The organism is Catenibacillus scindens, assembly GCF_014202115.1.
Taxonomy (GTDB): Bacteria; Bacillota; Clostridia; order Lachnospirales; family Lachnospiraceae; genus Catenibacillus; species Catenibacillus scindens.
Window position 1 is genome coordinate 565,634 of record NZ_JACHFW010000001.1, and the last position, 21,797, is coordinate 587,430.

At 47.3% G+C, this 21,797-nt stretch carries 17 protein-coding genes; 7 read left to right on the plus strand and 10 right to left on the minus strand.

What is annotated here, in order from left to right:
* Positions 1 to 506 precede the first annotated feature (506 nt).
* The 4 genes from murC (at position 507) to HNP82_RS02375 (ending at position 5,722) form a co-directional block, all read left to right on the plus strand.
* The gene (gene murC, locus HNP82_RS02360; protein WP_183771040.1) at positions 507 to 1,883 is read left to right on the plus strand and encodes a UDP-N-acetylmuramate--L-alanine ligase; all 1,377 of its coding nucleotides are present in this window, start codon (positions 507 to 509) and stop codon (positions 1,881 to 1,883) included.
* Between the two features lie 284 nt (positions 1,884 to 2,167).
* A complete protein-coding gene (locus HNP82_RS02365) occupies positions 2,168 to 3,319 on the plus strand; it encodes a DnaD domain protein (protein ID WP_183771042.1) in 1,152 nt (383 codons plus the stop codon).
* A gap of 3 nt (positions 3,320 to 3,322) precedes the next feature.
* On the plus strand, positions 3,323 to 4,339 hold the full coding sequence (locus HNP82_RS02370) for an ATP-binding protein (protein WP_183771044.1): 1,017 nt from the start codon (positions 3,323 to 3,325) through the stop codon (positions 4,337 to 4,339).
* A 201-nt stretch (positions 4,340 to 4,540) separates the two neighbouring features.
* The gene (locus HNP82_RS02375; protein ID WP_183771046.1) at positions 4,541 to 5,722 is read left to right on the plus strand and encodes a ribose-phosphate pyrophosphokinase; all 1,182 of its coding nucleotides are present in this window, start codon (positions 4,541 to 4,543) and stop codon (positions 5,720 to 5,722) included.
* A gap of 145 nt (positions 5,723 to 5,867) precedes the next feature.
* Here HNP82_RS02375 and HNP82_RS02380 read toward each other — a convergent pair whose 3' ends face one another.
* From HNP82_RS02380 to HNP82_RS02405, 6 genes are all read right to left on the minus strand, one after another.
* Positions 5,868 to 7,709, minus strand: coding sequence for an ATP-binding protein (locus HNP82_RS02380; protein ID WP_183771048.1), 1,842 nt, complete (start codon positions 7,707 to 7,709; stop codon positions 5,868 to 5,870).
* Positions 7,709 to 8,791 (minus strand): metallophosphoesterase family protein, encoded by a 1,083-nt coding sequence (locus HNP82_RS02385; protein ID WP_183771050.1) that lies wholly within the window; start codon positions 8,789 to 8,791, stop codon positions 7,709 to 7,711. Before HNP82_RS02385 ends, HNP82_RS02380 begins: the two co-directional genes overlap by 1 nt.
* Before the next feature lie 15 nt (positions 8,792 to 8,806).
* On the minus strand, positions 8,807 to 10,198 hold the full coding sequence (gene asnS / locus HNP82_RS02390; RefSeq protein WP_183771052.1) for an asparagine--tRNA ligase: 1,392 nt from the start codon (positions 10,196 to 10,198) through the stop codon (positions 8,807 to 8,809).
* 58 nt (positions 10,199 to 10,256) lie between these two features.
* Positions 10,257 to 12,776, minus strand: coding sequence for a hypothetical protein (locus HNP82_RS02395; RefSeq protein ID WP_183771054.1), 2,520 nt, complete (start codon positions 12,774 to 12,776; stop codon positions 10,257 to 10,259).
* On the minus strand, positions 12,760 to 13,971 hold the full coding sequence (locus HNP82_RS02400; protein WP_183771057.1) for a class I SAM-dependent methyltransferase: 1,212 nt from the start codon (positions 13,969 to 13,971) through the stop codon (positions 12,760 to 12,762). The genes HNP82_RS02395 and HNP82_RS02400 overlap by 17 nt, the downstream gene beginning before the upstream one ends.
* A 141-nt stretch (positions 13,972 to 14,112) precedes the next feature.
* Entirely contained in the window at positions 14,113 to 14,577 is a 465-nt protein-coding gene (locus HNP82_RS02405; protein WP_183771059.1) for a hypothetical protein, read from the minus strand.
* A gap of 227 nt (positions 14,578 to 14,804) precedes the next feature.
* Between HNP82_RS02405 and HNP82_RS02410 the strand changes: the two genes are divergently transcribed.
* Positions 14,805 to 15,539, plus strand: a complete 735-nt coding sequence (locus HNP82_RS02410; protein WP_183771061.1) for a lysophospholipid acyltransferase family protein — start codon at positions 14,805 to 14,807, stop codon at positions 15,537 to 15,539.
* A 150-nt stretch (positions 15,540 to 15,689) separates the two neighbouring features.
* Entirely contained in the window at positions 15,690 to 16,172 is a 483-nt protein-coding gene (locus HNP82_RS02415) for a hypothetical protein (RefSeq protein ID WP_183771064.1), read from the plus strand.
* Between the two features lie 65 nt (positions 16,173 to 16,237).
* Here HNP82_RS02415 and HNP82_RS02420 read toward each other — a convergent pair whose 3' ends face one another.
* The 4 genes from HNP82_RS02420 to HNP82_RS02435 all read right to left on the minus strand — a co-directional run bounded on the left by HNP82_RS02420 (position 16,238) and on the right by HNP82_RS02435 (position 20,579).
* Positions 16,238 to 17,533 (minus strand): S41 family peptidase, encoded by a 1,296-nt coding sequence (locus HNP82_RS02420; protein ID WP_183771066.1) that lies wholly within the window; start codon positions 17,531 to 17,533, stop codon positions 16,238 to 16,240.
* A gap of 356 nt (positions 17,534 to 17,889) precedes the next feature.
* Positions 17,890 to 18,822, minus strand: coding sequence for a permease-like cell division protein FtsX (gene ftsX, locus HNP82_RS02425; protein WP_330599372.1), 933 nt, complete (start codon positions 18,820 to 18,822; stop codon positions 17,890 to 17,892).
* Positions 18,791 to 19,474, minus strand: a complete 684-nt coding sequence (gene ftsE / locus HNP82_RS02430; protein ID WP_183771070.1) for a cell division ATP-binding protein FtsE — start codon at positions 19,472 to 19,474, stop codon at positions 18,791 to 18,793. The genes ftsX and ftsE overlap by 32 nt, the downstream gene beginning before the upstream one ends.
* Before the next feature lie 16 nt (positions 19,475 to 19,490).
* On the minus strand, positions 19,491 to 20,579 hold the full coding sequence (locus HNP82_RS02435; protein ID WP_183771072.1) for a PucR family transcriptional regulator: 1,089 nt from the start codon (positions 20,577 to 20,579) through the stop codon (positions 19,491 to 19,493).
* Between the two features lie 426 nt (positions 20,580 to 21,005).
* Between HNP82_RS02435 and HNP82_RS02440 the strand changes: the two genes are divergently transcribed.
* On the plus strand, positions 21,006 to 21,797 hold the full coding sequence (locus HNP82_RS02440; RefSeq protein WP_183771074.1) for an SDR family NAD(P)-dependent oxidoreductase: 792 nt from the start codon (positions 21,006 to 21,008) through the stop codon (positions 21,795 to 21,797).

The following is a 21,797-nucleotide window of genomic DNA, read 5'->3' on the forward strand; positions in this document are numbered from 1 at the left end:
TTTATCGGCGGGCTGACTGGCCTTAATAATAAAGCAGCAGTACATGTCCACCATGTGTTTTTCATTATACCACCATTCCTTCTAAATGTGAATACTTTTACCAGTTTTTTTTATTTTTAAGCTTCTAATCTATGCAATCTTACCATTTTTCGAGTTTTTTCGTCTCAATTCGATTCGTTCTTTTGAATATATTTACACAGGAGCAAAGACCATTTTTTAGATATTTTTACCCTACACAACTGTTTGACCCTCACAAGGATCACTATTTTACGCCGGAAGCAGCAAGGATTATGGCTTCTGTGAAAAGTCATAAACTGTTATGCTTTTCGTAACAGTTCCCCTTTTTTACATAAAGCCTTTGCTTTTTTTATAAACTGTGTTTATAATGAACATAAATCATGATGAAGGTCAAATTAATATTTCACCTGGCACTGGCATATAGCCCCCTCACGGGGTTCGCCAAATGGCCGGGCTTTTATAAATAACAGACAGGATGTGTATAATTTATGTACCAGTTAAATTTTGACAGCCCTATTAAAGTACATTTCATGGGCATCGGCGGTATCAGTATGAGCGGCTTGGCAGAAGTACTCCTGGACCGGGGCTTTACAGTGACCGGTTCTGACAGCCACGAAAGCAGCATCACCCGCCATCTTGAATCCCAGGGTGTTGCCATACACTACGGGCAGTGCGCCCAGAATATTACCGACGATATTGATCTTATTGTCTATACCGCTGCCATTCACCCGGATAACCCTGAATTTGTAGCGGCCAAACAGCACAATATCCCTATGATGGACAGGGCAGAACTTTTAGGACAGATCATGAAGCACTATAAAAATTCTGTGGCTATTGCCGGGACTCACGGAAAAACAACAACGACATCCATGCTGTCCCATATTCTCCTTGAAAACAAGTGCGACCCCACCATCAGCGTGGGCGGTATTCTCAAAGCTATCCACGGGAATTTCCGCATCGGCCGCTCCCCCTATTTTGTCACTGAAGCCTGCGAGTACACCAACAGTTTTCTAAAACTCGCTCCTAAAATGTCTGTCATACTTAATATAGAAGAAGACCATCTGGATTTCTTTAAAGATCTACAGGATATCCGCCATTCCTTCCGGGAATTTGCCCATAAACTTCCAGAGAACGGGACGCTGATCATCCACGGCGGCATTAGTCATCTCCAGGAGATCACCGAAGGGCTGAATTGTGAGGTTGTCACATTCGGTCTTGACCGGTCAAACGATTTTTCCGCCTCCAATATTACTTTTGATGATATGGCTCTGGGAAGCTTCGACCTGATGATCCGCAATGAATTTGTTGATCACATCCAGTTAAATGTCACAGGGCTCCACAATATTACCAACGCTCTGGCAGCCATCGCCGCCGCTGTACGCCTTAATATCCCCATGGCGGATATCCGGCAGGGCCTTTTAAACTATGATGGGACAGATCGCCGTTTTGAATATAAAGGTTCCTTTAACGGCGTTACAGTAATCGACGATTACGCCCACCACCCCACAGAAATCCACGCCACGCTGACCACAGCCCAGAAATATCCCCACAAAACACTGTGGTGCGTTTTCCAGCCCCACACTTACTCCCGGACAAAGGCCTTTTTGCCGGATTTCGCCAAAGCTCTCAGTGCGGCGGACAAAGTTGTTCTGGCGGATATTTTCCCAGCCCGGGAAACTGATCCAGGAGATATCCACTCCAGGGATATACAGAAACTCCTCGCTGATCAGGGAAAAGATGTATGGTATTTTCCATCCTTTGAGGAGATTGAAAATTTTCTTCAAAAAAATTGTACCCACGGTGATTTGTTGATAACTATGGGTGCGGGAGACGTTGTAAACATTGGTGAAGATCTGATTCGTTAAGAGTTATCCACAATATCCACAAATTTATAAACAATTTTATGTTTATAGATTTGTGGATATTTTTATTTACATAAATCCACCGGGAAGTTTCGCCATAATTTATGTTTTTCCTGTATTTTACGCCATTTCCCAGACATTATTCGACTTATTATGTCCACCGTTTATTCACATTATCCACATTATCCACATTTATATTATACACAGTCCTCAAATTTTTCCTCCTATTCTCATTTTCCGACAAATGTGCTATACTACCCTCAGAAGCCAAAAGTGAAGGTGATCCCATGAATACATTGACACTTCAGGGTCCGGATGACAGTTCCGTCACCCCCCTGTCCAACATTTTTATTGACCAATATATGCCGGGAGCCAGCGGAGATTTTGTCAAGGTTTACCTTTATTTTCTCCGCTATAGTGCCTGTCCTGGGGCTGGCGTCAGCCTTGCCAGCGCCGCTGACACTTTCTGTATGACCGAAAGCGACATTGTCCGCGCTTTAAAATACTGGGAACGGGAAGGGCTGATCCTGCTTGGCTATACCGACCGCCTGATTACCTCCATCCGCCTGCTCCCTATCACTGATACTTCCTGCCAGCCCCAGACCGAAATGCCGGTTCCCCAGGCAGCGGCAGGTCCGTCAGAGTCAGAGCCTGCTATCACCATCGCCGAACCTATTATGCCGGACACCGCCGGCCCCACCAACATGTACAATGGTACCCCCGCATACTCTGCCGCGGATCTGGAGCATTTTAAGAAGGACAAGGGCCAGCAGCTTTTCTTTGTTATTGAGCAGTATCTCGGCAAACCTTTAGGTTCCACAGACATTAATATTATAGTTTTTATCGGTGAACAGCTTGGCTTTTCCGCAGACCTTATTGAATATCTGTTTGAGTACTGTGTTTCCAACGATCACTACAGTATTCACTATATTGAGAAGACGGCCATCGCCTGGGCAAAAGACGGTATTGACACTGTGGCCAAAGCAAAAGCCAGGACAACCTACTATAATAAGACCTGCTTTGAAATTCTCCGGGCCTTTGGCATTACCAACCGGAATCCTGCCCCCGGTGAGATGGAACACATCCGCCGCTGGACCAGGGAGTACGGTTTCCCTATGCCGGTGATTCTGGAGGCGTGCCGCCGCACCATCGAGGCCACCCATCAGCCCAGCTTCGCCTACGCTCAGGGAATTCTGGAACGGTGGTATAAAAATAATGTAGGCAGTCTGGACGATGTTAAGCGGCTGGACAACATCCACGAAAAGGAAAAAGCGGAGGCTGCCAAACGCCAGGAATCCACCGGCACCGCTGACGGATCCAAGGACCACAACGCCAGGAAAACCAACCGTTTTCACAACTTTGACCAGCGCTCCTATGATTATGACCAGCTTGAGCAGGTGTTATGGGGACGGTCCATGAAAAACAACGATGGGAGGTAAGACATGCCGCTGAAAAACTCACAATACAATACCATCCTCCGGTGGTATGATCAACTACAGGCCCAAAATCAGCGCCAGCTTGAGCAGCGTCAAGAAGAGATCTACAATGCTATCCCTGAAATCGCCCGGCTGGACGAAGCCATCGCCCGCACCGGAGCCGATTATGCCCGCAGGGCTGTCCTGGAAACAAGCCAAGAGAAAGGCCATGAGAGCGGAAACGGCGCTCTCTCAGCCTTTCATTCGGACATGGAACGGCTGAACCGGGAAAAGAGTCGGCTTCTCACAGATCACGGCTACCCAAACGACTATCTGGAACCGGTTTACCATTGTCGGGACTGTAAAGATACGGGATTTATCGGAAGCCGGAAATGTCACTGTTTTAAACAGGCTGTGGTGGATCTTGTGTACGCCCAGTCCAACATCCGCAGCCGCCTGGAGTCTGAGAATTTTGACACCTTCCGCATGGACTACTACTCCCCGGAAAAAGACCCGCGTCTTGGGATAAGTCCCAGGGAAAACATGGAAAACGTAGTCGCTGCCTGCCATAACTTTATTGAACATTTTGACCAGGGGCCTAAAAATCTTCTTCTCTACGGCAGCACCGGCGTAGGCAAGACCTTTCTTTCCAACTGCATTGCCAAGGCCCTTCTGGACCGGGCTCACACTGTGATCTACCTTACGGCCTTCCAGCTTGTGGATATTCTCGAAGACAATACTTTTGGGAAAGATGAAGACAGCGATGTCACTGAAAATATGTTTACCTATATTCTGGACTGCGATCTGCTGATCATTGACGATCTCGGAACAGAGATGAACAATACCTTTATAACATCCCAGCTTTTTCTCTGCATTAATGAGAGGCTCCTTCGCCGGCGATCCACCATCATATCCACCAATCTGTCCCTGGACAAGCTCCAGAGGGAGTACAGCGAACGGATCTTTTCCCGGATTGTCAGCGAATACCAGGTGCTTTTCATTTTTGGGGAAGATATACGGGTAAAAAAGGCCATATCATCATAAACTACATCCTATGATCTTTATTCATTATTAACAGAGTTTTTTACAGATTTTTACAAAATTCGACGAATCCTTACAAAATTTTTTTTTGCTCTTGTGTTATGGAACTATCTTATATACAATGAATGTGAAAAATAATCATTTTACGCGCGAAATCTTTTTGCCATACAACAAATCTGCGCACATATATCATGGAGGTAGAACATGAATCAGACTGATAATTTTAAGGAAACTGTTCCTGTAGGCGAACTGGGGATTATTCCGCTTGAAAGCTGCAGCGAGCTTGGAAAGCGTGTCAATGACTATATTGTTGACTGGCGTAAAGACCGGAACGGAGCCCATATGTCATCCATCCATTTTGAAGGATACCAGAGAGATAACTATATTATCGACGCCAAGTGTTCCCGTTTCGGAAGCGGCGAAGCAAAGGGTTCCATTAACGAATCTGTCCGCGGAAAAGACCTGTACCTTCTTGTGGATGTCACCAACTACAGCATTAAATATTCACTCTGCGGCTATGAAAACCGGATGTCACCGGACGATCACTTCGCTGATCTCAAGCGTATTATTTCCGCCGCCGCAGGTAAGGCCCGCCGTATTAATGTGATCATGCCCTTCCTTTATGAGAGCCGCCAGCACAAGCGTTCCAAACGTGAATCTCTGGACTGCGCCCTTGCCTTAAAAGAGCTGAACGATATGGGCGTAGAGAACATCCTCACCTTTGACGCCCACGATCCCCGTGTACAAAACGCTATCCCCCTTAATGGTTTTGACAATATCCAGCCCACATACCAGTTCATCAAAGCTTTATGCCAGAACGTACCGGATATGGAGATCGACAGCGATCATATGATGGTCATCAGCCCCGATGAAGGTGCCATGACCAGGGCCGTTTACTACGGAACTGTCCTTGGCGTTGATGTGGGTATGTTCTATAAGCGCCGTGATTATACAGTCATCGTCAACGGGCGCAATCCTATTGTTGCACACGAGTTTTTAGGCGCCTCTGTGGAAGGCAAGGACGTTCTTATTGTGGACGACATGATCTCCTCCGGCGAGAGTATGCTGGATGTGGCCAGAGAGCTTAAAAAGCGCAAAGCGAGACGTGTCTTTGTGGCTGCCACATTTGGATTATTTACCAACGGCATGGCGGAATTCGATAAATATTACGCCAACGGTCTGATCGACAAGGTGCTGACATCCAATGTGATCTACCAGACACCGGAGCTGTTAAGCCGGGAGTATTATATCAATGTGGATCTGAGCAAGTATATCGCTCTCCTCATTGATTCCATTAACCACGACCACTCCATCAGCCGTCTTCTTGATCCTTACGACAAGATCGACGCTCTTCTGGAGAAATACCGCAAACATCAAAAAATCTGATCTTAATCAGGTGAGGGAAGATTCCTTCTCCCATCCGATTATATCTGATGGGCGATACCACCGCCTCTACAGGCGGCGGCAACAAAATGCCGGAACATTATTCCTTACGATACAGCAATGGCGGCCATAAATGGCCGCCAAACTTTTACCGCTCTAAGTTTACATAATTATAATCTTCATTGAGCCCATCCAGAATATCACACTCCCGGTGCTGACAGGTCAGCACGATCACCTGGCCTTTATACTCTGACGCAAACCAGGACAGTACTGTTCTCAGACGCTGATCGTCATAATAGGCAAAAGTATCGTCCAGTATAAGAGGCACTGTCGCATCTTTAAAAAGAAGTTTGGCAGCCCCAAGGCGCACTGCCAGATAAAGCTGCTCCAATGCCCCCTCACTTAAACGGCTGACCGGCACAAAATCCTGAGAATTGTCAACCATCATCTCCAGCTTTTCATTAATGATAAACTGCCGCTCCTCTCCTGTAATCCGGTTCATAAGCTCAGAAGCCCGATCAGCCAGAGGCTTGCCAAAACTTTCGTGGATTTCCCCTGCCAGTTCTTCCAATATCTTTCTGGCGGTATCCACGCACAATTCCTCCTTCTTTTCTTCCCTGATCTTATCTCTAAGACGCTGATCTTCCTCAATTACGTCCTCCAGAGTGTTGCTGATCCTGCTGTACTGCTCCTGCTCCCATGCCCTGCGCTCTCTTATCTGGCGGTACTGTTCCAGTGCCTGAAGGCAGATTTTGTGCCGCTGTTCCAGAGCCCTTTTCTTCTCCTCCATCCGGGCCAATTCCATCTGAAGGCCAGCGGCTTCACGGCCGTGGGATTCCTCTTCCCCGTCACTCTCCCTGATGGAACGGTGGCGCTCCTCATCAAAAGCTCTCCCGGACAGTTCCCGCCTTTGCTCAAAGATCCCCCGGACAAATCCCAGCAAACCGCAAACCATCAAAAAGGCTGTTAAAACCAGGAAAAGCCTTAGGGCAGGCAGAGGGATATGTTCATGGATACCAGCCAAAATCACTCCCGTCAAAATCCCGGCCACTAACAAAACTCCATAGAGCCAGACAGGAAGCCGGCTTCCCGTTTTTTCCAATCTTGGATCATGCCCGTGGCTGGTCAGCCCGTAGGATGGACGGTCCGTGGATGAACCATGACTGCCCAGGGGCGGCTGCCTGGGGGATAACGGCGCCCTGTTTCGTCCAGCTTGGGCCGCATGTTGGGAAAGCTTCTCAGATAGGGCTCCAATGGCCATCTGACAGCTTTCCAGCCCTTTTTCACTGCTTTCAAGCTTTCTTTTTAAATCTTCCTCCGAAAACTTTTCCAGCTCCCCATCAAGCATCTCCAGGCGCTGACGGTTTTCCTCAAGTTCCTGCCGGCAGTAAGTTTCCTTTTTTCCCAGAGCTTCCAGTTCCCCATCAGCGCTCCCGCGGCGAAGTCTGCGCCGTTCTCTTTCCAGGCATTCCAGGGCACTGTCAAGACGAAGTCTGGAACTGCCCGTCATAGCCATGTTAACTGCCTGGGTCTGGAGCGTCCTGGCAAATGACCGGGACAGACGGCTTTGGGTCTGAGCCACACCTATAGTATTTTCAAAATTTTCTTCTGTAAAATTTTCTATAAAATTTTCCAGTGTGCCGTCAGGCAGAGGAATTACTTTATTGGTATCCAGACATACAAGGGTGACGCTGACCTCCGTCTTGTAAAAATTCCGGTAGAGTCGGTAAGTCATGCCCTGATGCTCAAAGATCATCGTTCCCTCATAGCTGTTTTTCCCTTCCCAGGGCTGAAAGCGGCTGTACATATCCGAGGACGCCGCCCGGCCCCGTAGACGTCTCGCTCCAAAAAACATAGCCTCAATGAAATGATAGACGGTAGACTTTCCCGCCTCATTGCCGCCGGAAATAATATTCATAGACGGCCCAAGCTCCATATGGAAATCATGAAATTTTCCAAAATGGGTCAGCCACAATTCTTTAATAATCATTACCTGTCTCCTGTGTCATAAAGGGAACGTATGCCGTAATAAAGCACTTTCTTCTTCATATCCTCATCCATATCCAGATCTTTTGCCCGCTCAATAAAACGGCCTAAAAGGTTATCCTTATTCTGGCTATAAAGGCGCTCAATATCAATGTCATACTCTGAGGCGTCCGTAACCTGGATCACCTGGCCCAGCCGGTATAATTCATCCAAATCCCAGACCATATCCATGTCCCTGGTTCCGATGATTGTCACCTTAAAAACCGCCTTCCGTCCTGGTTTCACTGCCCTATCCATCAATTGCTTTGCCCTGTCTTTGATCTCTTCCCAGGACATCTGCCCGTTGATCTCCACATTTAAGTTGACATAAGTCCATGTTGCCTGAGGCACAAATCTTACCCGGACACCTTTTGCCGTGACCTCCCCCTCCATATAGCCGTGGGGCCCCTCATCCTCCTTGTCCACAGGCTCTAAGGCACCGCTGTAGGCAATCCTCCCACTTTTAGCCAGCCATGGCCTGTGAATATGTCCAAAAGCGATATAATCAAAACCGGCATTTTCCAATTCATTAAAATGAACGGGAATATGCCGGCTGTCACCGCCATGGGCCAATAGAATATGAGTGCTGTCCGGGGCCGCTGCCCCAAAAAGATCCGGGCGCAGGTTAGCATAGAGGGGGCGGATTATTTCCCTGTCATGGTAGCTGAGGCCATAAATATAGCAGTTCCATTCAGAGATATATGTTCGGGCACAGGCATCCCCCTTAAAAAATATGACGTTGTCCGGCCAGGAATAGTTGACATAATTCGACCGTTCTGTCACAGGATCGTGATTACCCGCGATGATAAAGATCCTTACCGGAGCGCACCTGGCAAAATGGTAGCTCACCTCTTTTAATTCTCGCAAAAGGGGCTGACGGTGAAAGAGATCGCCGCAGATAAACACTCCATCTACCTGCTCCAGCCGCGCCGTCTCAAGCACTTGATAAAAACTTTCATAAATTCCCCGGGCCCGTTCATCGCTCCAGGCTGTGCCTTTATCCGGCACAGCTCCGAGATGAACATCGGCAAGGTGAAAAAAACGCAATAGTCTTGCCTCCAATTACAGTTCGCAGTTGTTGACAGTTCTTGGGAATGGAAGTACATCACGGATGTTGGACATACCTGTAAGATACATCACACACCGCTCAAAGCCAAGTCCATAGCCGGAATGGTATACGGAACCGTATCTGCGCAGATCCAGATAAAAGTCGTAATCTTCACGATTTAAACCAAGCTCATCCATGCGGGCCGCCAGCTTATCGTAATCGTCCTCTCTCTGGCTTCCGCCGATGATCTCACCAATACCCGGCACAAGGAGGTCCATAGCCGCCACAGTTTTGTTGTCATCATTGAGTTTCATATAGAAAGCTTTGATCTCCTTTGGATAATCGGTGACAAATACAGGGCGTTTAAACACCTGCTCTGTGAGATACCGCTCATGCTCTGTCTGAAGATCCACGCCCCAAGATACTTTATAATCAAACTTATCATTGTTCTTCATAAGAATGTCCACCGCTTCCGTGTAAGTCACATGAGCAAACTGGGAGGTGGCCACATGGTTGAGACGGTCAAGGAGACCTTTGTCCACAAACTGGTTAAAGAAGGCCATCTCTTCGGGAGCATTTTCAAGGACGTACTGGATAATATACTTGATCATAGCCTCAGCCATGTTCATGTTGTCCTCAAGATCAGCGAAAGCCATCTCCGGCTCAATCATCCAAAACTCCGCCGCGTGACGGGTAGTGTTGGAATTTTCCGCCCGGAATGTGGGGCCGAAAGTGTAAATATTTCTGAAAGCCATAGCGTAGGTCTCACCGTTAAGCTGCCCGCTCACTGTAAGGTTTGTCGGTTTTCCGAAGAAATCCTTTTTATAGTCTACCTGCCCATCTTCAGTTTTTGGGATATTGTTCAAATCCATGGTGGTTACCTGAAACATTTCTCCGGCGCCCTCACAGTCGCTTCCGGTGATCAGCGGCGTGTGTACGTAGACAAAGCCCTGCTCCTGGAAAAACTTGTGGATGGCGTATGCGATCAGAGAGCGGACACGGAATACCGCCTGAAAAGTATTGGTCCGCGCTCTTAAATGAGGAATGGTTCGGAGATATTCAAAGGTGTGCCGTTTAGGCTGAAGAGGGTAGTCCGGCATGGACGTTCCCTCAATGACCACTTCCTCTGCCTGTATCTCAAAGGGCTGTTTTGCCTTTGGCGTCTCCACAAGGGTGCCTTTCACAATCACAGAGGCGCCCACATTTAAGCGGCTGATATCGCTGAAATTTTCCAGTTGATCTGTATATACGACCTGAAGCGTCGAAAAACAGCTTCCGTCATTCATTACAAGGAAGCCAAAAGTTTTGGAATCACGGATATTGCGGAGCCATCCGCCCACTTTAACAGTTTGTCCAACATATTTTTCACGGTCCCTGTATAAATCCCGCACAGTTGTTAAGTTCATCACATATTCCTCCTAATCGTTACGATTCTTTTATCTTATCACAGTTGCCCACAGGATATCAATAATAGCTTAAAAATATATTGCCTTCTTCCTCAAATACCTGGCTGTAAGTTTCATAATTCCAGTCACTGATCTCCCCGGTGGACGGGTCTGCCACCTGGAGATAATAAGGATTATATCCCACGATCACCACAAACTCATTTTCCCGAAGCTGAGCGATCACCGGCCGGTCGGCATAAACAAAATACAGCACGTCATCCAAAGACAATCCCCTTAAATTTACCACCGTATGTTCGGTCAGATTGGCCGCCAGGGCCTGACTCAATGTCATAGAGCTGTCCACAGAGACCGATTCCTTCCCCTCCGCGTAAGCACATATCGCCGATACCACAGATGTGATCATGTCTCCCTGTGAAATGGAATTAAAGGATGTCCGGTACTCTGAACTGCGTATAGACTTTTCCCAGACGATCTGCTTGCTCTCGCTGACCACAAGGCCTGTCGGCTGGGTGCAGTCCTCAATAGCCTCCACAAGACTGGTATAGTCCTGATACAGCCCATCCCCTGTATAGAGATAATACTTTTGAGCCGGTTTGGCGGGCCCGTCAATCTCAAAGACGATTTCACCGCTGTCACGGACAACGGCCTCCCCTGCCAGAACTTCCGAGGACAGGGATGATGGAAGCTGGATATATGTCTCGCTGCGCATAGTGGCGTCATCTACTGTAGTCAGGTAAATATCTTCCTCCGTCTCCTTTTCATTGTGGACAAGGTAATCACCTGGCATATTTTCATAGACAGTCCTCCCGTTTTCCTCCACGGCACGGGCCAGGGAAATATCCACTGTTGTCTCGTTAAGGCGGACATTGACAATATACTGTCCTTCCACGCTGTATTGTCGAACCACATTCAGTTCGCTGTCGGCAATGTAAAGGGTATCCATGGGCACGATCTGGGTACCCACGCTGTCCTCATAAACTCTGGAAGGGTCTGCTGTACCATAGACAATATCATTTTGAAAAAATCCAAGAAGACGCATCACCTTGCCCTCCGACTGGATCGTCCGCGTCTGTCCTGTATCCAGATAATAGACAAGGATCTGATCCGCATCCTGAGCCGTAGGCGAACTTGGCATGGCCAGAATGGTTCCGTCACCGCTGAGTTTGTAATTTTCAATATCCAACTGCTCGATGACTTCTCTGGCCTGGCCAGTCATATAGTCAATTCGGTAGACAATATCATTTAAGCACAAATAAAGCTGATGATTGTCGTTCATGAAAGCCAGTTTTTCCACATCCATCATAAGCATCTCGTATCCCCGGTCTGAAGGGATAAACGCCTGTTCCTGGATGGTGTTTTTAGACGGGTCAAACACGTAGACGGCGATGCCATTCTCACCTTCATGGCTTCCCCCGGTCATATATCCGTATACAATATAATAAAGCGTTCCATCGGACGCAATATCCAGCGCCTTGATCCCGTAGGGATAATCCCCGGAGCAGGCCGCCGAATCGTCCGGGTCCATGGACATGACACATGTGAGAATATTATTCCCCACATCATAGTACCATAAACGGCCGTCCATAACAAAAGCGGCGCTGTAGCCGTCCCCAGTCTCACCGGCAAGTAGTCCGGTTTTCTCCGGGGACACAACTCCCAGGCGGAGCATATTTGAGGAGATCTCAAAACCGCTGGTTCCCGGTATCTCACTGAGGGATCTGTGGAAATCACGCAAATGCCACACATTATTGTCCCATTGGATCGTATAATACTCATCCACATAATATTCCGTATAATCGGAGGCGTCCTGATAAATCTGAACTTTGTAGCGGAGCTGGATTGTAGCCGCATCGGCGCTGATGGCCTTTATAGTCGTCGCCATAGTCCCGGTCACTGCCGGCTCAAGGCCGCCCCACATGACCATGGATGTGCTGGAATAAATATCTACATCTGCAAACGTGGAATTATCATTAAGACCGGAAGTCTCAAGATAATCCCCCACTGTACCGCTCATGTCCGGGTCCATAGTATTCTGGTTAAATTGCCATACAAAATCCAGCTTGTCCGACAGACGGTAATTCTGCCCGGAAATCACCCTGGTATAAAAATAGTAAACCTGATCTTCACTGTCGGCGAGCGTCAATGTGAGGCAATACTCCCGGTCCTCCACCAAAGGATTTTTAAAAGTCAGCCGGTATCCCCCGGCACCGCTCTCCCCGGAAGAGACAGCCTGAACAGTCCCTTCCTCCGTCACATATTCATTGGCGGCATCTGACAGAGTATAACCCAGGGACACCGGCGTATGGCCATTGCTGATCACCTGAAAAGTAATACTTCCGTCGCTGTCCAGCAGAGATACGCTTTCTCTGAGATAGCCGCAGTCAATGGGAGTGACATAGGCGTTCATTTTATTGACTTGAGTTTCCTGATAGTTTACATAAAGTACAGGCAACCCTGCCGAAGTCTCAAAAGAATCTCCCCCTACGCCATAATTCTGAATAAAGCAGGTGGCCACCAGAACGAAGACAAAGGTCAGCACATATCCCGCCGCCAGAATGAGCTTAGTCCTTCGTTTCACTGTGGCTTTCCTCCTTCCCGTCAGGAGTCTTTTGGCCAAAGGCCCCTGTCAGAAGTCTTTCCAACGTAGGGGACACATGAAGGAGCCCACGGCATGAAAGATACTTGTCACTTAGGGCAAAAGGCTTTTCCCCTTTTTCCCGCACGCCCCGGATAAGTATATTTTTCGGGGTATGCTCCATGTCGATAAATTCCAGCACCTGAGTCTTATACCCGGCACATGTGAGAAGCTCGGCCCGCAGCCCGTCGGTGACAAGAGCAGCCATCCTCTCCTTTAGAATGCCGTACTGAAAGACTGCCGTCAGAGCCCCGCACTCCATCTGCTGATTCAGCTCATGCTGGCAGCAGGGCACTGATAAAATAACCCTGGCATTCCACAAAACCGCCTTGAAAAGGGCGTAATCCGTGGCTGTATCGCAGGCATGAAGGGTTACTACCATATCCACCTGATCCTGTCCTTCATAGGACGCAATATCCCCATGAAGGAATCTCAGGCTATCGTAGCCGTAGCGCCGGGCCAGTTGGTTACAGTGTTCGATCACATCTTTTTTAAGATCAAGTCCTGTCACCTGGATATCGTAGCCATTCAGAACTTTCAGATAATAATACATAGCAAAAGTAAGGTAGGACTTGCCACACCCGAAATCAATAATATGGACAGTCCGCCCTTTATCCAGGGCCGGCAGGATATCTTCAATAAACTCCAAAAAGCGGTTAATCTGGCGAAACTTGTCGTATCTTGAGTGGACAACCTGTCCTTCCCTGGTCATAACGCCAAGATCCACGAGAAAATCTACCGGCTGTCCCTCTTTGAGTATATAACGCTTTTCCCGGTTGTGAGAAGCCACCATCTCAAAGGGGCTGACAGACACGGCCTTCTTACGCCGCTTCACAGTGACCTTTCCCTTTTTACTGACCAGCACAGAAATCTCCTCTGTGCCGGTCGTGATCTGCATCTGCTTATAGCTGCCCTCCATCCAGCCAGCTATTTTTTTTGCCATCGCCTCCGCCTTATCGTTGGAGTGGATCACTTTTGTGTCAATGTAACTGGTAGCCTGAAAGTAAAGCTCTTTTTTCATAAGCACAGGCCGTATTTTTATCTTAGACGCCGGTTCATCTCCCCTGACGCCGCTGATAGTAATATTTATAAGATCAATTGTTAAAATTTCTTTTAACAAAGCATTTATCTGTTCCATGCAAATTCTCCTATACTTGATGGGATCTGACGCAAATCGCAATCTGAGTGTCACAGGCGTCAAAATACCTTTATCCCTTTTGTCACTTGTCTCATATTATAGACCATTTTTCCCTGTGAAACAAGATAAATCCGGCTCCATTTACCGCCACGCCGGAGACTGTGAGATGTTTTTGCCGGTGAAATATCTGTATCGGCGATACACAAGCTCCCCTGCTAGAATAACGTCAATAAGATTTTTAAGCCAGCTCTGGGTTCCCCGGCAGCTCACACAATGTCCCTGGGGATCAATTTCCTCATCCTCTTCGAGAACGGGGCGGAACATATTATCCATGTAGGACGCCATCTGATACACATCATCAGCCATTTTCAGGAATCCTACCCGATCCGGATACTGATCATAGATGAGACTGCCCTCATATTCCGCCCGGTCACACACTATCGAAACATATCCCAGGATTTCTCTGGCCATGGGCGGATAAAACAGACGCATATATTCCGCATCTCCTATAAACTGCCACATATCCGATGCCATAAGCGCCTCTTCTATCCACTTCTCATCCATGGCCTTTGGTTCCACCCCTGACCCTTTATTTTCCAATACCATAACTGCTCCTTTCCTTCATGCCCCCGCCATACTCCCGGAGCATTCCCTAAAACACATATATCCCATTATATGCGCCCCCATGGGAAAAGAAGTACATTTTTTATTTTTTCTCTATGCTTTCTGCCAAAAATCGTGTATGATATATTATGAAAGCCAGTCTCAAAGCAAAGCCGATCGGGCTGCTTGCAGACCAGACTGGAAAGCAACAGTTCAGGGAGGCATACATTATGATCCGGCTTATTTTTATTATACTTTTTTTGATCCTTTATTTTATTTTCAGCATTCCCATGTTTCTCATTGAAACAATCATCGGGTGGATCAACAAGGAGGCGAAAGTCAAAAGCTCCCAGTGGGTCGTCTGCAAACTGGGCTTTAAACCCATTCTTTTCCTCTCCGGTGTAAAGCTGACAGTAAAAGGCAGGGAGAATATCCCCAAAGGTATTCCCGTCCTTTATGTGGCCAACCATCGCAGCTATTTTGATATTATTATTGGATACACCCTGGCGAAAAATAACACAGGTTTTATCGCCAAAAAAGAGATGGAGAAACTTCCCTTTGTCAGTCTGTGGATGAAATTTCTTAACTGCCAGTTTCTTGACCGGGATGACATTAAAGCCGGACTGAAAATGGTTCTCCACTGTATTGATCTGGTAAAATCCGGGACATCCATATGGATCTTTCCCGAAGGTACCCGAACTCCCGGTGACGAAATGCTTCCCTTCAAGGAAGGCAGTTTTAAGATTGCCGAGAAATCCGGCTGTCCCATCATCCCCGTGTCCATTAATAACACGGAATCCATTTTTGAGAATCACATTCCCTGGGTCAAAGGCAGCCATGTAATCTTTGAATTCGGCACGCCTCTGGATGTTAAGAGCATGAGCCGGGATGACAAAAAACACCTTGGGCAGCATGTTCAGTCCATCATTAAAGAAATGGTGGAAAAAAACCGGGGCGCTGTTTAAATTGCCTATTTCCTTTTACAGGAAAAAATGCTACAATGTATTTTGCCGCTGTGATTCGGCCCCAAGGCTGCATCGCTGATTCCGGTTTTGTAACTTAAGAATAAATGTTACTGTTCACCAGTGAGCAATAACGAATAAGGAGGGTCTATTGTGACATTAACACCACTCACACTTTTTTCCGTATCCCCATGGATCATCGTTCTCATTGTCGTTCTGGCGATCCTTGTAGCGGCCATTATTGTACTTTCCATCTGGGGAAAGAAACAGCAGAAGCGTATGGATGAATCCCAGAAAGAGATCGAAGCCAACGCTCAGAATGTAACCATGCTGATCATTGATAAAAAGAAGATGCCTCTAAAACAGGCCGGGCTCCCACAGGTCGTTGTGGATGCCACGCCAAAGCTTCTCCGCCGTTCCAAAGTACCGGTGGTCAAGGCTAAGGTCGGCCCTAGAGTTATGGTTCTCATCTCCGATGATAAAATTTTTGATATGATCCCTGTAAAGCAGGAAGTTAAAGCCACTGTCAGCGGCATTTACATTACTAAAGTGCGCAGTCTCAGAGGACCTGCCCTTGTAGCTCCAAAGAAAGTAGGATTCGTACAGCGCATGAAAAACAAAGTCATGAAAAAATAATTACACACTCCATGAAAATCAAATACAGGCCAGAGCATCGGATATATGCTCTGGCCTGTATTTTTCTACTGAATCATGGTTTTCATCTGGTCGATGGCCGCCTGAAGCTGATTATCTATGTCATTCTCATCCTCCGCGGCTGTCTCACTGTCTGCCGCCGTCCCGCCATCGGTGGCCGCTTCGCTGCCTGTCTCCAGCTCCACCTCAATATCCGGGGTCACGCCCTCGCCGTGGATACAGACGCCATTTGGGGTATAATACTGGGACTGGGTCACTTTCACTGCGGAACCATCATCCAGCGGCAGGATCACCTGGACAATGCCTTTGCCAAAGGTTGTTGTTCCCATGATCGTTGCCTTACCATAGTCCTGAAGGGCTGCGGTAAATATCTCCGAGGCACTGGCGCTGTTGCCGTTGACAAGAACGATCATAGGAATATCCAGAGTATCCGCGTCTTGGGCATAGTGGTCTTCCCTGTTTCCGTCTTTATCCATAGTATAGACAATAAGATCCCCTTCCGGCAGGATCCGGTCCAGCATACTGCACACACTGTCCAGCCGTCCTCCCGGATTATCTCTCACATCAAAGATCAGACCCTTCATCCCCTGGCCGGAAAGATCATCAATCGCTGCGTTCATCTGCTCCACAGTCACCTTGTCAAATTCAGTGATCTGGATATAGCCGATATTGTTCTCCAGCATCTCATAGGTCACTGTAGGATTCTGTACAACCCGGCGCTCCACGGTCAGATCCAGGTATTCCCCTGTGGACGGGCGGTATACTGTCAAATTTACTGTGGTGCCTTCTTCACCTTTGATCTTGGCCACAACATTGTTAATATCTTCGCCTGTCACTTCCTCACCTTCCACCGCGTAAAGGATATCATCCTTGCGGATTCCGGCTTCATATCCAGGACCATTTTCAAAAGGATTGACTACGGTAATAATACCTGTCTCCACATTCTGGCTCACGCTGACACCAATGCCGGAGTACTCTCCCGATGAAGATTCCATAAGATCTGCATACTCTTCTGCTGTATAGTAGGTGGTGTAAGCTTCGCCAAGGCCCGCCACATACCCGGCATACATGCCTTCGATCATGGCCTCCTCGTCAATCTCAGATTCATTAAGATAGTAATTGTTAATAATCTCGTCAATGGTGCCAAGCTTTGCTGCGATCTCATCCGCATGGCTGGCCGCGTCTGCCACTCCTGTTTCATAGGATTCTTCCTGTCCGCCCTGATCCTGAGCCTGAAAAAAGCTTGAAAAATCCCAGGACCCCATACACCCGGCAAACACAAACATACAATTAAGTACCAGCGATCCGGCCAGAACTGCGTATACAATTCTTTTCTTGCCCATGATATTGCCTCTTCTTTCTATGATAGATTAAATCATCTGCACCGGTGTCTCGCCGCCGGCGGCAACCCGGTCTCATTTCATTCTATGTTACCACAAAACTTTTCGGAATAAAACCCGATTCACCATAAATTCACAAAAGGCTCGTAACTATTCAGCCATGCGGCTGGTTTAATAAAAATACGGCGCAAGTTTACTTGCAGAGGATTTTTTATTAAACCAGACATATGGCGTTTAGCCATAATCGAGGATCCAGCCGCGCAAGCGGCGGGAAAGCAGCGTTAGCTGCGGGAATCCGAGAGGCATGGCTGAATAGTTACAAAGGCCCTCCGCACATTTGTACAGAGAGCCTTTTATGTTTAGACACGGATATGTTTTCTAAGTGTAATATAACTTCCGATAAAGCCGATTCCCAGGCCAATCACAAGGGAGACCGGCAAAAGGATAATAAAAATCCTCTGGACAGGCACAAAATTCATCAGCACATTCATCACCGGGAACTGCCCCGTAACGAACTGGACAACCTCCACATAGAGGAAACGGATAATAGCCACAGGGATAAGAGAACCGACAAGACCAATAACAATACCTTCCACAAGGAACGGTCCCCGGACAAAAATATCTGTAGCGCCGATATACTTCATAATAGCTATCTCTTCCCTGCGCACCGCGATACCGATGCGCACCGTATTACTGATAAGGAAGATGGCCACAAGGATAAGTATAAGGATAATAGCCAGGGCCACATAGCTGACCAGCCGGCTGATATCCGCAAAACTGGCCGCCACTGAATCCAGGGAGTTGACATGATCCACCTCCTCAAAAGATTCCAGGTAAGTCACCAGATCGCTCTGCTGTGAAGCATCACTGAGGGAGATCTCCAGGTTGGCCATACCAGTCAGAGGGTTGTCCTCATCCAGATTAGTGAGGATACCTTCATCCCCATCGGGGAAATACTGCTCTTTAAACTGATTCCAGGCTTCATCCTCAGATACATAGGTCACTGAGGCCACTTCATCTCTCAGCTCAACTGTGTCTCTGATCTCCAGAATACGTTCTTCCGTTACCCCATCTTTAAAGAACACAGTCACTCCAACGGACGTCTCCATATTTTTCATTAATCCCTGAAAATTTACAAGGACACAGAAAAAAATACCAAACAGGAAAAGGCAGGATGTGATCGTACCTATAGACGCCAGGGAAAACGTATGGTTTCGGAAAATATTTTTCAAACCTTGCCTTATACAGTAAAAAAAGTTGCTAATCCTCATAATATCCACCTTTTTGTTCATCGCTGATAATCACGCCGTTGCTCAGTGTGATCACCCGTTTTTGCATTTGTTCCACAATGTCTTTATTGTGAGTGACAACAACTACTGTTGTTCCCCGAAGATTAATCTCCTCAAGAAGTTTCATGATTTCCCAAGCATTCTTAGGATCCAGATTACCTGTGGGCTCATCGGCGAGAAGCACCGGCGGATTATTGGCCAGGGCTCTGGCCAGGGCGACGCGCTGCTGCTCACCGCCGGACAGCTCGTTGGGGTAGGCCTTCTCCTTATCGGAAAGGCCTACAAGGCTTAAAAGGGCAGGCACGCTGGACCTGATCTGCTTTGATGATTTTCCGACTACCCGCTGAGCAAAAGCAATATTTTCATAGACTGTCCGATCCTTTAAAAGGCGGAAGTCCTGGAACACTACGCCGATGCCCCGGCGCATTTTAGGGATCTTGCGCCGTCTCAGACGGCCGATATTTTTATTATTGATATAGATGGTACCGGAAGTTGGCTCCAGTTCTTTTAATAACAGCTTAAATAATGTCGTCTTACCGGAACCGCTGCTGCCCACTACAAAAACAAATTCACCTTTTTTGATCCTCATGCTTATCCCGTTAAGAGCAGATACGCCGGTGGAATAAGTCTTATAGACATTATCCAAAGCAATCATGGTATGGTTTTCCTCCTTAATACTCAAATGTCTCCATATATTTCATATATTTGACAACCATAAGAGCAATCTTAAATGTAATGGCATCTTCAAAAACTCTCAGATCCAGCCCTGTGCTTTTCTGGAGCTTATCCAAACGGTATACAAGGGTATTCCGGTGGATATAGAGCTGGCGGCTTGTCTCGGAAACATTGAGACTGTTCTCAAAAAATTTATTAATAGTTGTTAATGTCTCCTCATCAAAATCATCCGGGGACTTTCCATCAAAAATCTCGCGAATAAACATCTTGCACAGAGGAATGGGAAGCTGATAGATCAGACGGCCAATCCCCAGGTTACTGTAAGCCACAACATTGCGCTCGCTGTAAAAGATCTTGCCCACATCCAGAGCCATCTTTGCTTCCTTGTAGGAGCGGGAAACGTCTTTAATCTCATTGACTATGGTGCCAAGAGCCACACGCACATCGGGAAGATTTTCTCCCACAAGAATATCCCGAAGCCCTTTAGCCGACTTACACAGTTCCTCGTAGGACTCTGAGGGAGCCACTTCCTTGACAAGAATCACGCTCTTCTCATCCACTGCAGTAATAAAATCTTTAGTCTTACTGGAATAAATGGCCCGCACCGTCTCCAAAGCGTTCTGATCTCTGTCCATGTTGGTCTCTATAATAAATACAATGCGCCGGGCGTCCGTATCAATATGGAGCTTTTTGGAGCGATTGTAAATATCCACAAGGAGCAGGTTGTCCAGCAAAAGGTTTTTAATAAAGTTGTCTTTATCAAACCGCTCTTTATAAGCCACAAGAAGATTCTGAGTCTGGAAAGAGGCGATCTTTCCAACCATATAAACATCCTCGCTGTCTCCCCTGGCCAGAATCACAAATTCCAACTGATGTTCATCAAAAACCTTAAAAAACTGTATCCCCTGTAATACCTGGCTGTCCGCCGGTGAATTAACAAAATCCAGCACTGCCTTGGCGTAATCCTGGGCATTATCAAAGGTTGACGCCAGAGTGTTGCCCTCTGTGTCCATCACACACAAATCGACACGTGTAATTGTCTTCAAACCTTCCATCGTGTTTTGAAGAATCTGATTTGATATCATATTTTTCTCCCCTATTCATATATGTTTTATTACACGACCCATAAGCCGGAATGCGCCGGAAAACCACACATCCCCACTTCCGGCTGCACTCTATCTATATATTAATGCAATAACCACAAAAAATAAAGAGGAATTTGTATTTTTTTTCATGGAACGGTTTATTTCTTTACATTTCTGTTACATAATAATTGCATTTCTATGATTTGTCAAGATGTAAGCCTTGATTTTGTATAATTTCATTGTAAAAAAGTTGTGAATTTTGCCCATGACTTCCTTGTCTTCTCTGACAATTTAAGGTACACTGTTTTCATGTGATAGTCATCCGTCAGGGAAGGGTAACGCCACAGCAAATGTCATAATAAAAAGAATTATGAGGTTTGCTATAATTTAACTTCAACATCATCTTGATGAAAGGAACAATAACTTATGTCAACTATAGAGAACACAAAAAAAACGGTCCTCATCACCGGCTCAAGCCGGGGAATCGGACAGGCCGCCGCTCTGCGCTTTGCCCGTGATGCCGGGCAGACCCACAGCGTTAAAAACAGCGCTGGGGCCCGGCCACAGTGGAATATTGTTATCAACAGCAGCCACAGCCCGGAGGCTCTGGAAGATACCGCCAGCCAGATCCGGGCTCTAAACGTCCCGTGCCTGGCTCTGACCGGGGATGTAGGAAACTATAATTTCTGCGCTTCTATGTTTGAGGAGATCCGGAAAAATTTCGGCGATGTTGATGTTTTAGTCAACAACGCCGGGGCCGCCCACATCGGCCTTTTTACCGACATGAATCCGGACCAGTGGAAGCGGCTTTTGCAGACCGATCTTCTGTCTGTGCTAAACTGCTGCCACCTGGCCATTCCTGCCATGGTTCGCCGCCATCAGGGCAAGATCATTAACATTTCTTCGGTATGGGGAAGCGTGGGGGCCTCCTGCGAGGCAGTCTACTCCGCCGCAAAAGGCGGCGTCAACGCCTTTACAAAAGCCCTGGCCAAAGAACTCGGACCAAGCAGTATTCAAGTTAACGCCATCGCCTGTGGTCTGATTCAAACCCATATGAACAGCACCCTCTCTCCCAAGGAACAGCAGGATATTATTGACGAAATTCCTGCCTGCCGCATGGGCCGCCCTGAGGAGGTGGCGGAACTTATCTTCGCTCTGGCCACAGGCCATGACTATCTTACCGGCCAGATTATTACTTTAGACGGGGGATGGATATGA

Bases quoted from the DNA above. Each gene is read 5' to 3' on its own strand.
- murC (WP_183771040.1), top strand. From the start codon at position 507: ATGTACCAGTTAAATTTTGACAGCCCTATTAAAGTACATTTCATGGGC.
- HNP82_RS02365 (WP_183771042.1), top strand. From the start codon at position 2,168: ATGAATACATTGACACTTCAGGGTCCGGATGACAGTTCCGTCACCCCC.
- HNP82_RS02370 (WP_183771044.1), top strand. From the start codon at position 3,323: ATGCCGCTGAAAAACTCACAATACAATACCATCCTCCGGTGGTATGAT.
- HNP82_RS02375 (WP_183771046.1), top strand. From the start codon at position 4,541: ATGAATCAGACTGATAATTTTAAGGAAACTGTTCCTGTAGGCGAACTG.
- HNP82_RS02380 (WP_183771048.1), bottom strand. From the start codon at position 7,709: ATGATTATTAAAGAATTGTGGCTGACCCATTTTGGAAAATTTCATGAT.
- asnS (WP_183771052.1), bottom strand. From the start codon at position 10,198: ATGAACTTAACAACTGTGCGGGATTTATACAGGGACCGTGAAAAATAT.
- HNP82_RS02400 (WP_183771057.1), bottom strand. From the start codon at position 13,971: ATGGAACAGATAAATGCTTTGTTAAAAGAAATTTTAACAATTGATCTT.
- HNP82_RS02405 (WP_183771059.1), bottom strand. From the start codon at position 14,577: ATGGTATTGGAAAATAAAGGGTCAGGGGTGGAACCAAAGGCCATGGAT.
- HNP82_RS02410 (WP_183771061.1), top strand. From the start codon at position 14,805: ATGATCCGGCTTATTTTTATTATACTTTTTTTGATCCTTTATTTTATT.
- HNP82_RS02420 (WP_183771066.1), bottom strand. From the start codon at position 17,533: ATGGGCAAGAAAAGAATTGTATACGCAGTTCTGGCCGGATCGCTGGTA.
- ftsX (WP_330599372.1), bottom strand. From the start codon at position 18,822: ATGAACAAAAAGGTGGATATTATGAGGATTAGCAACTTTTTTTACTGT.
- ftsE (WP_183771070.1), bottom strand. From the start codon at position 19,474: ATGATTGCTTTGGATAATGTCTATAAGACTTATTCCACCGGCGTATCT.
- HNP82_RS02435 (WP_183771072.1), bottom strand. From the start codon at position 20,579: ATGATATCAAATCAGATTCTTCAAAACACGATGGAAGGTTTGAAGACA.
- HNP82_RS02440 (WP_183771074.1), top strand. From the start codon at position 21,006: ATGTCAACTATAGAGAACACAAAAAAAACGGTCCTCATCACCGGCTCA.